13 protein-coding genes are annotated in these 14,275 nt (G+C 63.9%); 11 read left to right on the forward strand and 2 right to left on the reverse strand.

Annotated elements, in window-relative coordinates:
* Positions 1-62 precede the first annotated feature (62 nt).
* The 9 genes from cspD to ACSMEV_RS16155 all read left to right on the forward strand — a co-directional run bounded on the left by cspD (position 63) and on the right by ACSMEV_RS16155 (position 10,711).
* Positions 63-329, forward strand: coding sequence for a cold shock domain-containing protein CspD (gene cspD, locus ACSMEV_RS16115; RefSeq protein ID WP_459206047.1), 267 nt, complete (start codon positions 63-65; stop codon positions 327-329).
* A 423-nt stretch (positions 330-752) separates the two neighbouring features.
* Positions 753-2,978 (forward strand): NADP-dependent isocitrate dehydrogenase, encoded by a 2,226-nt coding sequence (locus ACSMEV_RS16120; protein ID WP_459206048.1) that lies wholly within the window; start codon positions 753-755, stop codon positions 2,976-2,978.
* 102 nt (positions 2,979-3,080) lie between these two features.
* On the forward strand, positions 3,081-3,521 hold the full coding sequence (locus ACSMEV_RS16125; protein WP_459206049.1) for an NUDIX hydrolase: 441 nt from the start codon (positions 3,081-3,083) through the stop codon (positions 3,519-3,521).
* 57 nt (positions 3,522-3,578) lie between these two features.
* Positions 3,579-4,703: a tRNA 2-thiouridine(34) synthase MnmA gene (gene mnmA / locus ACSMEV_RS16130; RefSeq protein WP_459206050.1), complete on the forward strand. Its 1,125-nt coding sequence runs from the start codon at positions 3,579-3,581 to the stop codon at positions 4,701-4,703.
* Positions 4,700-5,320, forward strand: a complete 621-nt coding sequence (hflD, locus tag ACSMEV_RS16135; protein WP_459206051.1) for a high frequency lysogenization protein HflD — start codon at positions 4,700-4,702, stop codon at positions 5,318-5,320. Before mnmA ends, hflD begins: the two co-directional genes overlap by 4 nt.
* 207 nt (positions 5,321-5,527) lie before the next feature.
* Entirely contained in the window at positions 5,528-6,898 is a 1,371-nt protein-coding gene (purB, locus tag ACSMEV_RS16140) for an adenylosuccinate lyase (RefSeq protein WP_459206052.1), read from the forward strand.
* A gap of 81 nt (positions 6,899-6,979) precedes the next feature.
* Positions 6,980-8,146: a ribosomal protein uL16 3-hydroxylase gene (locus ACSMEV_RS16145; RefSeq protein WP_459206053.1), complete on the forward strand. Its 1,167-nt coding sequence runs from the start codon at positions 6,980-6,982 to the stop codon at positions 8,144-8,146.
* On the forward strand, positions 8,139-8,576 hold the full coding sequence (locus ACSMEV_RS16150) for a GNAT family N-acetyltransferase (protein ID WP_459206054.1): 438 nt from the start codon (positions 8,139-8,141) through the stop codon (positions 8,574-8,576). Before ACSMEV_RS16145 ends, ACSMEV_RS16150 begins: the two co-directional genes overlap by 8 nt.
* Before the next feature lie 161 nt (positions 8,577-8,737).
* On the forward strand, positions 8,738-10,711 hold the full coding sequence (locus tag ACSMEV_RS16155; RefSeq protein ID WP_459206055.1) for a DNA topoisomerase III: 1,974 nt from the start codon (positions 8,738-8,740) through the stop codon (positions 10,709-10,711).
* 11 nt (positions 10,712-10,722) lie between these two features.
* On the opposite strand, the gene ACSMEV_RS16160 is transcribed toward ACSMEV_RS16155, so the two are convergent.
* Positions 10,723-11,019 (reverse strand): hypothetical protein, encoded by a 297-nt coding sequence (locus ACSMEV_RS16160; protein WP_459206056.1) that lies wholly within the window; start codon positions 11,017-11,019, stop codon positions 10,723-10,725.
* A gap of 150 nt (positions 11,020-11,169) precedes the next feature.
* Here ACSMEV_RS16160 and ACSMEV_RS16165 point away from each other — a divergent pair, with 150 nt between their 5' ends.
* Positions 11,170-11,598 (forward strand): hypothetical protein, encoded by a 429-nt coding sequence (locus ACSMEV_RS16165; RefSeq protein ID WP_459206057.1) that lies wholly within the window; start codon positions 11,170-11,172, stop codon positions 11,596-11,598.
* Positions 11,599-11,645: 47 nt separating this feature from the next.
* Here the strand turns inward: ACSMEV_RS16165 and ACSMEV_RS16170 are convergent, their stop codons facing one another.
* Entirely contained in the window at positions 11,646-13,088 is a 1,443-nt protein-coding gene (locus ACSMEV_RS16170) for a SulP family inorganic anion transporter (protein ID WP_459206058.1), read from the reverse strand.
* Between the two features lie 191 nt (positions 13,089-13,279).
* Between ACSMEV_RS16170 and ACSMEV_RS16175 the strand changes: the two genes are divergently transcribed.
* Entirely contained in the window at positions 13,280-14,014 is a 735-nt protein-coding gene (locus ACSMEV_RS16175; protein WP_459206059.1) for a secretin N-terminal domain-containing protein, read from the forward strand.
* The last annotated feature ends 261 nt before the right edge of the window (positions 14,015-14,275 follow it).

Here is a 14,275-nt window from a genome sequence, read left to right on the forward strand (position 1 = left end):
ATTTGGATGCGGATACCAGGAATGATACTCCAGTGATGGGGTCTTTGCAGAGGGACGTAGGTATGGCGACCGGGAAAGTCAAGTGGTTCAACAACGAAAAGGGCTACGGCTTCATCAATGAAGACGGCCGTGCCGAAGACCTGTTCGTTCACTACTCGAAGATTCAGATGGACGGTTTCAAGACGTTACGGGCAGGCCAGCAAGTAGTGTTCGACATCATTCAAGGCCCCAAGGGGCTGCATGCCGAAAACATTCGCCCAAGCGTCAGCGACGCCGGCGCAGCCGAGCGCTCGAACGCATCCATCCGGTTACATTTCCTCGAGGTGTGATGCCTTTTCGCCCTGCCTGATGGCAGGGCCGCCTCCGGCGATACGTTCGTGCCGCCCTCCCCTAGAGCCTTTTGCCCCATGCGGCAATCAACCACATTGCTCCTACGTCTTTGGTCTTATATGCGGGCTGATAACGCTCAGCCTTGCTGATTAGGTCGAAGGGTTTGGTATACTCCGGCGCTGACCGTAGGGTCACCGGGGCGAACCCTAGGAATATGCGGCTCGCTCCACCTCCAGGATCGGCCTGCAACGGCTGCGAACCTGGCACAAGCCTGGCGTGTTACCGCCCGCCAGCATTGACACTCGAATGATGCATCCACCATCACCGCTCGCAGCCGCTCGACCACGCCCTTGCAGGGCGCTGCGCCTACCCAGCGCATTTCGAGACACGGGCTCGCGCAGCAACACAGAGAGTTAACCCGCATGCCCACCCGTTCCAAGATCATCTATACCTTCACCGACGAAGCGCCAGCCTTGGCCACCTATTCCTTGCTGCCGGTCATCGAAGCGTTCACCGCTTGCGCCGACATCGCCGTCGAAACCCGCGACATCTCCCTGGCAGGCCGTATCCTCGCGGCATTCCCGGAGCAGTTGGGCGCCGAGAAACAGGTAGGCGATCACCTAGCGGAACTGGGCCAACTGGCGACCACTCCCGAAGCCAACATCATCAAGCTGCCGAACATCTCTGCTTCGGTGCCGCAGCTCAAGGCTGCGATCAAGGAATTGCAAACCCAGGGCTACGACATTCCCGACTATGCCGACGAGCCTGCCACCGACGCCGAGCAGGAATCGCGTGCGCGTTACGACCGCATCAAGGGCAGCGCCGTGAACCCGGTGCTGCGCGAAGGCAACTCCGACCGTCGCGCCCCGCTGTCGGTCAAGAACTACGCCCGCAAGCACCCGCACAAGATGGGCGCCTGGGCCGCCGACTCGAAATCCCACGTGGCCCACATGAGCACCGGCGATTTCTACGGCAGTGAAAAAGCCGCACTGATCGAGGCCGACGGCAGCCTGCGCATCGAGCTGGTGGGCAAAGACGGCAACACCACCGTGCTCAAGGACAAGACTTCGGTCAAAGCCAAGGAAGTGATCGACTGCGCCACCATGAGCCGCAAGGCGCTGCAGGCCTTCGTCGTCGAGCAGATCGCCGATGCCAAGGCCGCTGGCGTGCTGTTCTCGGTGCACCTCAAAGCCACCATGATGAAAGTCTCCGACCCGATCATGTTCGGCATCATCGTCGAAGCCTTCTACGGCGAAGTCCTGAAGAAGTACGCCTCGGCCTTGAGCGAAGCCGGTTTCAACCCGAACAACGGTATCGGCGACCTGTACGCCCGTATCAAGGACCTGCCGGCCGACCTGCAAGCGCAGATCGAAGCCGACATCCAGGCCCTGTACGCCGAGCGCCCGGCGCTGGCTATGGTCAATTCCGACAAAGGCATCACCAACCTGCACGTGCCGAGCGACGTCATCGTCGACGCCTCGATGCCGGCGATGATCCGTGACTCGGGCAAGATGTGGAACGCCGCTGGCGAGCTGCAAGACGCCAAGGCGATCATCCCGGACCGCTGCTACGCCGGCATCTACCAAGCCACCATCGACGACTGCAAGGCCAATGGCGCCTTCGACCCCACCACCATGGGCAGCGTGCCGAACGTCGGCCTGATGGCGCAGAAAGCCGAAGAGTACGGTTCCCACGACAAGACCTTCCAGATCAAGGCCGACGGCGTGGTCCGCGTGACCGACGGCAATGGCCAGGTGATCCTGGAGCAGAACGTCGAAGCCGGCGACATCTTCCGCATGTGCCAAACCAAAGACGCGCCGATTCAGGACTGGGTCAAGCTGGCCGTCAACCGTGCCCGCCTGAGCGACACCCCTGCGGTGTTCTGGCTCGATCCGGCCCGCGCCCACGACGCGGTGATGATCGAGAAGGTCGAGCAGTACCTGAAAGACCATGACACCAACGGCCTGGACATCCGCATCCTCGCCCCGGTCGACGCCATCAAGTTCTCTCTGGCCCGCATCCGCGAAGGCAAGGACACCATTTCGGTGACTGGCAACGTGCTGCGCGACTACCTGACCGACCTGTTCCCGATCATGGAGCTGGGCACCAGCGCCAAGATGCTGTCGATCGTGCCGCTGATGAGCGGTGGCGGCCTGTTCGAAACCGGTGCTGGCGGCTCGGCGCCCAAGCACGTGCAACAACTGGTGGAAGAAAACTTCCTGCGCTGGGATTCGCTGGGTGAGTTCCTCGCCCTCGCCGCCTCCCTGGAGCACCTGGGCAACACCTACGACAACGCCCAGGCCAAGGTACTGGCCGACACCCTCGACCAGGCGACCGGCAAGTTCCTCGACACCAACAAGTCGCCTTCGCGCAAGGTCGGCGGTATCGACAACCGCGGCAGCCACTTCTACCTGACCCTGTACTGGGCCGAAGCTCTGGCGGCGCAAACCCAGGACGCAGCGCTGCAAGCGCGCTTCGCGCCGCTGGCCAAGACCCTGGCCGACAACGAGGCGACCATCGTCGCCGAATTGAACGCCGTGCAGGGTAAACCGGCCGACATCGGCGGCTACTACGCGCCGAGCCCGGAGCTAACCGCCAAGGTGATGCGCCCGAGCCAGACCTTCAACGGCGCCATCGCCGCCCTGTAAGGTTTAGCGCAAGCGTTACCACGAACCCCGGCCACGCACCGGGGTTCGTGCTTTCCGGACGCCGCCGAGCGCCCGCGACGCCCCTTTACCGAGGAATGGAACATGACCTGGCAACCCCATATCACCGTCGCCACCGTCGTCGAACACGCTGGCAAGTTCCTGTTCGTCGAGGAATTCAAGGCCGGCAAGCACGTGTTCAATCAGCCTGCCGGCCACCTGGAGCCTAACGAGAGCCTGCGCCAAGCAGCGCTGCGCGAAACACTGGAAGAAACTGCCTGGGACGTGGAGCTGACCGGGGTGGTGGGCATCTACCTGTACACGGCTCCCAGCAACGGCGTGACCTACCAGCGCATCTGCTTCGCCGCCCGTCCGCTGCGCCACCACGCCGAGCGCCCACTGGACAGCGACATCCAGCGGGCATTGTGGCTCAGCCGTGACGAACTGCTGGCCGATCCTGCACGCTGGCGCAGCGAGCTGGTACCGCGCTGCCTCGACGATTATCTGGCCGGTCCTCTGCACAGCCTGGACCTGCTGCGCGACTGACGTGCGGCCGACAGCCTGATAGAATCGGCGTTTTTTCCCTGATACACGCCGGTAATCATGACCAACCCAGCACGTAAAGACCCCGCCCAGACCCGCGTCATCGTCGGCATGTCCGGCGGCGTGGACTCGTCCGTTTCCGCCGTCCTGCTCATGCAGCAGGGCTACCAGGTGGAAGGGCTGTTCATGAAGAACTGGGAAGAGGACGACGGCACCGAGTACTGCACCGCCCGCGAAGACCTGGCCGACGCCCAGGCCGTGTGCGACCGCATCGGCATCAAGCTGCACACCGCCAACTTCGCCGCCGAGTATTGGGACAATGTGTTCGAGCATTTCCTCGAAGAGTACAAGGCCGGGCGCACGCCTAACCCGGACATCCTCTGCAACCGGGAAATCAAGTTCAAGGCCTTCCTCGACTACGCACTGTCGCTGGGCGCCGACCTGATCGCCACCGGCCATTACGTACGCCGCCGCGACACCGGGGCCGCGACCGAGCTGCTCAAGGGCCTGGACCCGAACAAGGACCAGAGCTACTTCCTGCACGCGGTCGGCGGTAGCGAAATCGCCCGCACGCTGTTCCCGGTCGGTGAGCTGGAAAAGCCGGCGGTACGCACCATTGCCGAGGAGCATGGCCTGGCCACGGCAAAGAAAAAGGACTCCACTGGCATCTGCTTCATCGGCGAGCGACGTTTCAGCGATTTCCTGAAGCAATACCTGCCCGCCCAACCGGGAGAGATTCAGACCACCGAGGGCGAGGTGATCGGCCGCCACCATGGCTTGATGTACCACACCATCGGTCAGCGTCAGGGCCTGGGCATCGGCGGTCTGAAAGACGCCGGCGACGAACCCTGGTACGTGCTGGAAAAAGACTTGGCGCGCAACGTGCTGGTGGTCGGCCAAGGCAACGAGCATCCATGGCTCTTCTCCCGCGCGCTGTTGGCCTCGGAGATATTCTGGGTCAACCCGGTCGACCTCGCCGCGCCGCGCCGCTTGACGGCCAAGGTGCGCTACCGACAGGGCGACCAGAGCTGCACCCTCGAGCGCAGCGAAACCGGCTACCGCGCCGTGTTCGACGAACCGCAACGCGCCGTCACGCCTGGCCAGTCGGTGGTGTTCTACGACGGCGAAGTGTGTTTGGGCGGCGGCGTGATCGAAGCGGCCGAGCCGTGGAGCCCGCGCCCATGAGCACGCTCAAGGAGCAGTTGATCGCCTTGGGCGGTGTGTTCCAAGCGGCCGTCCTGGTCGACCAACTGGCCCGCACCGGTCAGGTGAGCGAAGCGAACCTGGGCTGCATGCTGGGCAGCCTGCTGGTGCGCGACCCCAAGGATACCCTGGAGGTGTTCGGGGGCGACGACCTCAACCTGCGCGAGGGGTACCGTGCGCTGGTCGGCGCCCTGGAGCGCGACCCGGCCATCCTGCAGCGTGAGCCGCTGCGCTACGCGCTGTCGATGCTGGGCCTGGAGCGGCAGTTGGCCAAGCGCGGCGACATGCTCGAACTGATCGGCAAGCGCTTGCCGCAGATCCAGTCACAAGCCGACCACTTCGGGCTGGTGCACGACAACGTCATCGCCTCAAGCGGTGCGCTATACCAGGACACCCTCAGTACTTTGCGCCAGCGCATCCAGGTGCAGGGCGACTCGCGCTTCCTGCAACAGGCCAACAATGCTTCGAAGATCCGCGCACTGCTGCTGGCCGGCATCCGCGCCGCGCGCTTGTGGCGGCAACTGGGCGGGCATCGCTGGCAGCTGGTGTTCAGCCGGCGCAAGCTGCTCAATGAGCTATACGACCTGATGCGCGCCTGAGTCGCCCCTCTGTCTTCAATGCCCTAGCGCTGTAGGTAGCCCTGCCCATCGCGGATCGCCCACAGCGCGGCTGCCTGCTTGCGTTCAGCCATTCACCTCCAGCGCCTCATAGGCCGCATCCGCGACCTTCGGTCCGCCACGAGACGCGAGGAGCAAATTCGTGTACGATGTGCGCCCTCCAAAAGCCCGACTGTCCGAGAACACCCCATGCAGCTCTCCTCGCTCACTGCGGTTTCCCCTGTAGACGGCCGCTACGCCGGCAAAACCCAGGCCTTGCGCCCCATCTTCAGCGAGTACGGCCTGATCCGTTTCCGCGCCCTGGTCGAGGTGCGCTGGCTTCAGCGCCTGGCCGCCCACCCGCAGATCGCTGAAGTCCCGGCTTTCTCCGCCGAAGCCAACGCCGTGCTCGACGCACTGGCCGACGATTTCCAGCTGGAGCACGCCGAGCGCGTCAAAGACATCGAGCGCACCACCAACCATGACGTCAAGGCCATCGAGTACCTGCTCAAGGAGCAGGCCGCGAAATTGCCGGAACTGGCCAAGGTCAGCGAGTTCATCCACTTCGCCTGCACCAGCGAAGACATCAACAACCTCTCCCATGCCCTGATGCTTCGCGCGGGCCGGGACGAGGTGCTGCTGCCGCTGATGCGCCAGATCGCCGACGCCATCCGCGCCCAGGCCCACGCCCACGCCGAAGTGCCGATGTTGTCGCGCACCCACGGCCAACCGGCCTCGCCCACTACCTTGGGCAAAGAGCTGGCCAACGTCGTCTACCGCCTGGAGCGACAGATCGCACAAGTGGCCGCCGTGCCGCTGCTGGGTAAGATCAACGGCGCCGTGGGCAACTACAACGCCCACCTCTCGGCCTACTCGCAGATCGACTGGGAAGCCAACGCCCGCGCCTTCATCGAGGACGAGCTGGGGCTGCAGTTCAACCCATATACCACGCAGATCGAGCCGCACGACTACATCGCCGAGCTGTTCGACGCCATCGCGCGCTTCAACACCATCCTCATCGACTTCGACCGTGACGTCTGGGGTTACATCTCGCTGGGCTACTTCAAGCAGAAGACCGTAGCCGGCGAAATCGGCTCCTCGACCATGCCGCACAAGGTCAACCCGATCGACTTCGAGAACTCCGAAGGCAACCTGGGCATCGCCAACGCGTTGTTCCAGCACCTGGCCAGCAAGCTGCCGATCTCGCGCTGGCAGCGCGACCTGACCGACTCCACCGTGCTGCGCAACCTGGGCGTGGGCTTCGCCCACAGCGTCATCGCCTACGAAGCCAGCCTCAAGGGCATCGGCAAGCTGGAAATCAACACCGCGCGCATCGCCGCCGACCTGGACGCCTGCTGGGAAGTGCTGGCCGAGCCGATCCAGACGGTCATGCGCCGCTTCAACATCGAAAACCCCTACGAGAAGCTCAAAGAGCTGACCCGTGGCAAAGGCATCACCCCCGAGGCCCTGCTGAACTTCATCGACGGGCTGGACATGCCTGCCGAAGCCAAGGCCGAGCTCAAGCAACTGACCCCGGCCAGCTATATCGGCAACGCCGTGGCCCAGGCCAAACGCATCTAAGCGACCCGTCGCGCCTAACGCCCGGCCTTGCCGGGCGTTTTTATTGGCGAGCGAAAATCTTCTTTTTTCAATAGGTTGAACATGAATTCTGATACTCCACTGCAGCTGCTGGGCGGCCTGACGGCGCGTGAATTTCTGCGTGATTACTGGCAGAAGAAGCCTCTGCTGGTGCGCCAGGCCTTCAGCGATTTCGAAAGCCCGATCGACCCGGACGAGTTGGCCGGCCTGGCGCTGGAAGAGGAAGTCGAATCGCGCCTGGTGCTCGAACACGGCGAGCGCCCCTGGGAATTGCGCCGCGGCCCGTTCGCCGAAGACGCCTTCGCCGATCTGCCCGAGCGCGACTGGACGCTGCTGGTGCAGGCAGTGGACCAGTTCGTGCCGGAAGTGGCCGAGCTGCTGGAGCACTTCCGCTTCCTGCCGAGCTGGCGCATCGACGACGTGATGATCAGCTATGCCGCCCCTGGCGGCAGCGTCGGCCCGCACTTCGACAATTACGATGTGTTCCTGCTGCAAGGCCATGGTAAGCGCAACTGGAAACTGGGGCAGATGTGCGACAGCGACAGCGCCCTGCTCGACCATGCCGACTTGCGCATCCTGGCCGATTTCGAACAGTCCGAAGAGATGGTGCTCGAACCGGGCGACATGCTCTACCTGCCGCCGCGCCTGGCCCACTACGGCGTGGCCGAAGACGCTTGCCTGACCTACTCGGTCGGCTTCCGCGCGCCGAGCGCCGCCGAAGTGCTGACCCATTTCACCGACTTCCTCAGCCAGTTCCTGCCTGATGAGGCGCGCTACAGTGACGCCGACGCACAGCCGGTGAGCGATCCGCACCAGATCCAGCACGATGCGCTGGACCGCCTCAAAGCGCTGCTGGCCGAGCACATGGGCGACGAGCGTCTGCTGCTGACCTGGTTCGGCCAGTTCATGACCGAGCCGCGCTACCCCGAGCAGGTCAGCGGTGAGGCGCTGAGCGATACCGACCTGTTCGCTGCTCTGGAGCAAGGCGCGCTATTGATCCGCAACCCCAGCGCCCGCATGGCCTGGTCGGAAATGGACGCCGACCTGGTGCTGTTCGCCAGCGGCCAGAGCCGACTGCTGTCGGGCCACCTGCGCGAACTGCTCAAGCTGATCTGCGCCGCCGATGCCCTGCACAGCGACAACCTGGAGCCATGGCTGCAAGACGAAGAAGCCACGCAGCTGCTGTGCCAGCTCGTCCAGCAAGGCAGCTTGGGGTTCGCCGATGAATAAGATCCGTGTGCGCACAGCCGACTGGCAACAGGACAACGCCGAGCTGCGCCGCATCCGTGAAGCGGTGTTCGTCGCCGAGCAACAGGTGCCGCCGGAGCTCGAATGGGACGCCGACGACCAGAGCGCCGTGCATTTCCTGGCGCTCGAAGGCGACTACCCAGTGGGCACGGCCCGCCTGCTGGCCGACGGCACCATCGGCCGCGTCGCGGTGCTCAAGGACTGGCGCGGCCTGAAGGTCGGCGACGCGCTGATGCAGGCGGTGATCCGGGAAGCCGAGACGCGCCAGCTGACGCCCCAGAAGCTCAGCGCCCAGGTACATGCCACGGCGTTCTACGAACGTTTGGGCTTTCGCGTGGTGAGCGAGGAGTTCCTCGAGGCCGGCATCCCGCATGTGGACATGATCCGCGAGGCAGCCGAGCAACTCGGCTGAACGACTCCAGGGGTGAGGGGCCGCCAAGCGGCCCCCTATTCACATGCACCCCATATTCCTGCCGCAACAAAAAGCTGTACATCCATCCAGATAAAACTTGCCTATGCGCTCTACCTTGCGCATCCTAGCAGCCATGATTTCCTGACGAAGCGTTTCCGGTCATGCGCGTGTTTCTGTGTGAAAAACCCTCCCAGGCCAAGGACATCGCCAAGGTTCTCGGCGCCCATCGTCGTGGCGATGGCTGCTGGCAAGGCACCGACGTGTGCGTCACCTGGTGCATTGGCCACCTGCTCGAAACCGCGCCGCCCGACACCTACGACGCCCGCTACAAACGCTGGGTGCTCGAAGACCTGCCGATCATCCCCGAACAATGGAAGATGCTGGTCAAGCCCAAGACCGCCAGCCAGTTCAAAGTGGTCAAGCAATTGCTCAAGCAGGCCCGGGAGCTGGTGATCGCGACCGACGCCGACCGCGAAGGCGAAATGATCGCCCGCGAACTGGTAGAGCACTGTCGCTACCGCGGTCCGATCAAGCGCCTGTGGCTGTCGGCGCTGGACGACGCCTCGATCCGCAAGGCCCTGGAGCGCCTGCTGCCCGGCGAGGAGACCTTCAACCTCTACCACTCGGCGCTGGGCCGCTCGCGCGCCGACTGGCTGATCGGCATGAACATGAGCCGCCTGTTCACGTTGCTGGGTCGCCAATCCGGTTACCAAGGCGTGCTTCCGGTGGGCCGGGTGCAAACCCCGACGCTGCGCATGGTGGTCGACCGCGACCGCAGCATTACGCAGTTCGTACCGGTGGAGTTCTGGGCCATCGAGGTGCAGCTGGGCCATGCCGGCCAGTTCTTCACCGCCCAGTGGCGTGCGCCGGAAGAGACCAGCGACGACCAGGGCCGCTGCCTGAACAAGGCAGTCGCCCAAGCCGCCGCGCACGCCATGCAAGCCGCCGGGATCGCCCATGTCAGCAAGATCGACACCGAACGGGTGCGCGAAGTGGCGCCCCTGCCCTTCGACCTCGGCACCTTGCAGGAGGTGTGCTCGAAAAAGCTCGGCCTCGGCGCCCAGGAAACCCTCGACATCGCCCAGGCACTGTACGAAACCCACAAGCTGATCACCTACCCGCGCAGCGACTGCGGCTACCTGCCACTCAGCCAGCACAGCGAAGCGGCCGGCATTCTCGCTGCACTGCAACGCGCCGACACCAGCCTCGCACCGCTGCGGCCATACCTGGACGCCACGCGGCGCTCGCGGGCTTGGAACGACGGCAAGGTCACCGCGCACCATGGCATCATCCCTACGGCGGTGGCCAGCGACCCTTCGCGCCTGCCGAGCAAGCACAAAGCGGTGTACACGCTGGTACGCGCCCGTTACCTGGCGCAGTTCCTGCCCAATCACGAATTCGACCGCACCCAGGCCGATTTCGATTGCGCAGGCCATTGCCTACGCGCGGTGGGCAAGCAGATCGTAGAGCTGGGCTGGCGTCGCGCCTTGCCCGAGGCGCTGACGCCGAGCAAAGGCCGCGAGCCGGCGCCTACCCAGGTGCTGCCGGTACTGCGCCAGGGGCAGGCGTGCAGCGTCGAGCAGGTGCAACTGAAGAACCTCTGGACGCAACCGCCCAAGCCCCTGACCGAAGGCGACCTGATCAAGGCGATGAAGAACGTCGCCAAGCTGGTCAGCGACCCTTTGCTCAAACAGAAGCTCAAGGACACCACCGGCATCGGCACCGAAGCGACGCGCGCCAGCATCATCCAGGGCCTGATCGACCGCGGCTATCTGAGCAAGCAAGGCAAGTCGCTGGCCGCCACACCCGCCGCCTATGGCCTGATCGATGCGGTTCCGCGCGCGATCGCCGACCCTGGCACCACCGCCATTTGGGAGCAGGCGCTGGAGATGGTGCAAAACGGCGAGATGACCCTGGATGCGTTCGTCGAACGGCAGTCGGCCTGGATGACCAAGTTGGTGCAGCGTTGCGCGGGGTTGCGCGTGGTGATCAACGGCCCGCCCCTGGGGGCGGCCGGTCAGAGCCCGCCGTGGAAGAAGAAGCGCGGCGCGAAGAGCAAAGGCGCTTCGACCGCCTCGCGCGGCGCCACGACACCTTCGCGACCGCGCAAGCGCAAGTCCAATGGCGACGCGTGAGGGCTGGAACCTTACAACCCAAGCTCTTCTGGGGTGAGCATGTCGCATTCGAAGGCGATCCAGCCGCCTTCCAATTCGGCATGGCCATTGACGATAGGGCCGTAATAGGCCAAGCCGTTTTCCAGCGTCACGCAGATGTGCGTCGGCGTTTCGGGAGCGGCCAGCGTATCGACGAAATGCACCTTTTTCAGAGTTTCGGTGACCGCTTCCAACCCTACGCGGACATTGGGGTTTTCCGAAGCCTCGACGTCACCGGCGTAGTTTTCGGTGCTGACGGTGATGGTGGCGATGTGGGGGTAGGTGCTCAAGCGGGTCGACCTCGGTGGCAATGGGAAAGCGCTACAGGGCGCGTAGGGTACGGCAGCGCCGCGCACTTGTCTCTAGCCCTCCGATGGTCTCGCCTGCCGCGATCTGGTAGGGTGCCCGCCGATCGATGCACCACCTACGAGGACACCCGAGTGAGTACCGAACAACCCATGACCGCCGACTTGTTCGAGACCGACAAGCGCCTGACGCTCAAGCCCGTGGTGGAATTCAACGGCTACCTGCGCAGTGCCTTCGGCGATGGCCCCTGCACCTGCCACCGCTGCGCCGAGAACGGCGGCGAGCAGCCCGATTTTATCCATCTGCACACCTTTACCTTCGACGGCAAGGCCGTGCACCGACGCTTCGCCAGCACGGCGGCCAGCGATGTACTCAATCGCCTGAAGAAAGCCTGGCTGTCCTATACCCAGAACGACCTGCAACCCTTGGGCGTGCTGGACTTGGACATACTCAAGACCTTCACGGAAAGCGAACTGCACGAGCGTTTGCTGACCCTGCTCAGCGCCAGCGGCCTGGCAATCGAAGCGCAAGGCCAGTGGCACTTGCAGGCCTTGGCGGACTGAGCCGTTCGCCTGCAGGGCGCCTTGTAGCGCGCCCTGCACCACAGTGATCAGTGTCGCTCGCCCGCACGGTGCAGCAGTTTTTTGCAGCGTTCGGACAAATGCACCACGCGCAAATGCTTACCGGCCTTGTCGTAGCGCTGGCGCAGGGTCTGCAATGCCGCCACGGCCGAATAGTCGACGAAACTCAGGTGCTGGCAGTCCAGCGTCACCTGGGCCGGATCGCCGGCCGGATCGAACTGATTGAGAAACGGCGTGGTGGAAGCGAAGAACAGCGTGCCCCGCACCTGGTAACGCTTGCTGCCGTCGGCCTCGACCTGGCTATCGGCGTACAACTCGCGCGCATGTTGCCAGGCGAAGTTGATGGCGGCGATGACGATGCCGAACAAGACGGCGGCGGCAAGGTCGGTCAGCACGGTCACCACCGTCACCGCAACGATGGCCAGCACATCGCTGGCCGGCACCTTGTGCAGGACGCGCAGCGAGGCCCAGGCGAAGGTCTGCTGGGCCACCACGAACATCACGCCGACCAAGGCCGCCAGCGGAATGCGCTCGATCAGTGGCGACAGGAACAGCACGAACAGCAGAATCATCACGCCCGCCACGACCCCGGACAGCCGTCCTCGCCCTCCCGAGCTCAAATTGATCACCGTTTGCCCGATCATGGCGCAGCCGCCCATGCCGCCAAAGAGCCCAGAGACCATGTTGGCCGCACCGAGCGCCATGCACTCGCGGTCCGGAAAGCCGCGGCTCTCGGTGATTTCGTCGGTCAGGTTGAGGGTCAGCAGGGTTTCCAGCAGGCCGACCATGGCCATCAATAGCGCATAAGGCGCGATGATCTGCAGCGTCGCCAGGCTCCACGGCACCTGCGGCCAGGCCAGCGCGGGCAGGCCGCCAGCGATCTGCGCCATGTCGCCCAGGGTGCGTGTGGGCAAGTCCAGCAGGTAGACCAGCAGGCCAACGCCAAGGATCGCCACCAATGCCGGCGGCACAGTGCGGGTCAGCTTGGGCAGTACGTATACCACCAGCATGGTCAGGGCGACCAGGCCGACCATCAGGTACAGCGGCGTACCCCTGAGCCACTGCTCGCCCGTCTTGAAATGCTCCAGCTGGGCCATGGCGATGACGATTGCCAGGCCATTGACGAAGCCGAGCATGACCGGATACGGCACCAGACGGATCAGCTTGCCCAGGCGCAGCAGGCCGAACAGCACCATCAGCGCGCCGCCCAGCAACACGGTGGCCAGGAAATACTGCACACCATGCTGCACCACCAAGGCGATGATCACCACCGCCATGGAGCCGGCGGCGCCCGAGATCATGCCCGGACGCCCGCCGAACAAGGCGGTCAGCGTACAGATGATGAACGCGCCATACAGGCCCATCAGAGGATTGAGGTGAGCCACCAGGGCGAAGGCGATGCACTCGGGCACCAGGGCGAAAGCAGTGGTCAAGCCGGCCAGCAGGTCGGCGCGAAGTCGGGCGGGTTTCATGTAGGTCCTGTAAGGGTGCGATGGCGGTCGATAGGCCTGAATGCCTAGACGCGAGTGCAACGAAGCGCCGCGATGTTACGGAATTTGTCAGCTGACCACCACCATACGCCGCCTTCAGGCGGGCGATGAGGGGTCGCGCACGCTGCCGATAAGTTTGCCATCATGCAGCATCGCTCCTGGAGACTTGCACCATGCCGCCACTGCCTCGCTTCGCCCTTCTGCTTCTGGCCGTCAGCCTGCCAAGCCAGGCCGCCACCGAAGTCGTACCGCTGCAATACCGCACCAGCGCGCAACTGCTGCCGACGGCGCAGGCCTTCATCGGCAACGAAGGCAGCGTCAGCGCTTTCGAAAACAAACTGGTGGTCAACGCCAGCCAGACTCGCATCGACGAACTGCGCGCCTTGCTGCAACAGCTGGACACCGCCCCCAAGCGCTTGCTGATCAGCGTCGACACCGACGACAGCAACTACCAGGACAATCGCGGCAACGGCCAGGTCATTCGCCATGCCACGCACAACCGCGAAGGTGGCCTGCAACAGATCCGCGCCAGCGAAGGGCAGCCGGCGCTGATCCAGGTAGGTCAGAGCATTCCGGTCACCAGCACCTCCAGCGACGCCTACGGGCGTGTGCAGAGCGACACCGAGTACCGCAACGTCACCCAGGGTTTCTACGTCACGCCTAACATCAGCGGTAACAGCGTTCATCTGCAAATCAGCAACAATCATGACCGCATCAGCCAGGAACGTGCCGATGTAGTGAAGGTGCAGAGCAGCGACACGACGGTCACCGGCAACTTGGGCGAATGGATCACGCTGGCCGGTTTCAATCAACAGAGCCAGGCCGACCAGCGTACTTCGTCGCGTACCTACAGCACCCAGCGGGGCGAAAACACGACGGTGCGGGTCAAGGTCGACTTGGTTGACTGAGTAGGGCGCTGCCTACACTCGACCGAAGGCCCTGAAACTGACCGACAAGTCGTATTAGACCAAAGATGTAGTGCCAACAAAAAACCACTACAAAATCGTTGACAGTGGGTTTTTGCCCTAGGCATGATGGCCCCGCTCCCGCTGATCAGGGGCCCCTCACCGGGCCCTCGCGGCGTGCTTCCAGCATCCGGAAGGCGTCGCGTGTCCATCCAGCCCACAAGGCGGTTCGACGAGATTGTGACTGCACCGAGGAAGTTGTCC

It is taken from the genome of Pseudomonas sp. MLB6B (assembly GCF_054508135.1).

Coding starts and splice junctions, on each gene's coding strand:
- cspD (WP_459206047.1), top strand. CDS start 63: ATGGCGACCGGGAAAGTCAAGTGGTTCAACAACGAAAAGGGCTACGGC.
- ACSMEV_RS16120 (WP_459206048.1), top strand. CDS start 753: ATGCCCACCCGTTCCAAGATCATCTATACCTTCACCGACGAAGCGCCA.
- ACSMEV_RS16125 (WP_459206049.1), top strand. CDS start 3,081: ATGACCTGGCAACCCCATATCACCGTCGCCACCGTCGTCGAACACGCT.
- mnmA (WP_459206050.1), top strand. CDS start 3,579: ATGACCAACCCAGCACGTAAAGACCCCGCCCAGACCCGCGTCATCGTC.
- hflD (WP_459206051.1), top strand. CDS start 4,700: ATGAGCACGCTCAAGGAGCAGTTGATCGCCTTGGGCGGTGTGTTCCAA.
- purB (WP_459206052.1), top strand. CDS start 5,528: ATGCAGCTCTCCTCGCTCACTGCGGTTTCCCCTGTAGACGGCCGCTAC.
- ACSMEV_RS16145 (WP_459206053.1), top strand. CDS start 6,980: ATGAATTCTGATACTCCACTGCAGCTGCTGGGCGGCCTGACGGCGCGT.
- ACSMEV_RS16150 (WP_459206054.1), top strand. CDS start 8,139: ATGAATAAGATCCGTGTGCGCACAGCCGACTGGCAACAGGACAACGCC.
- ACSMEV_RS16155 (WP_459206055.1), top strand. CDS start 8,738: ATGCGCGTGTTTCTGTGTGAAAAACCCTCCCAGGCCAAGGACATCGCC.
- ACSMEV_RS16170 (WP_459206058.1), bottom strand. CDS start 13,088: ATGAAACCCGCCCGACTTCGCGCCGACCTGCTGGCCGGCTTGACCACT.
- ACSMEV_RS16175 (WP_459206059.1), top strand. CDS start 13,280: ATGCCGCCACTGCCTCGCTTCGCCCTTCTGCTTCTGGCCGTCAGCCTG.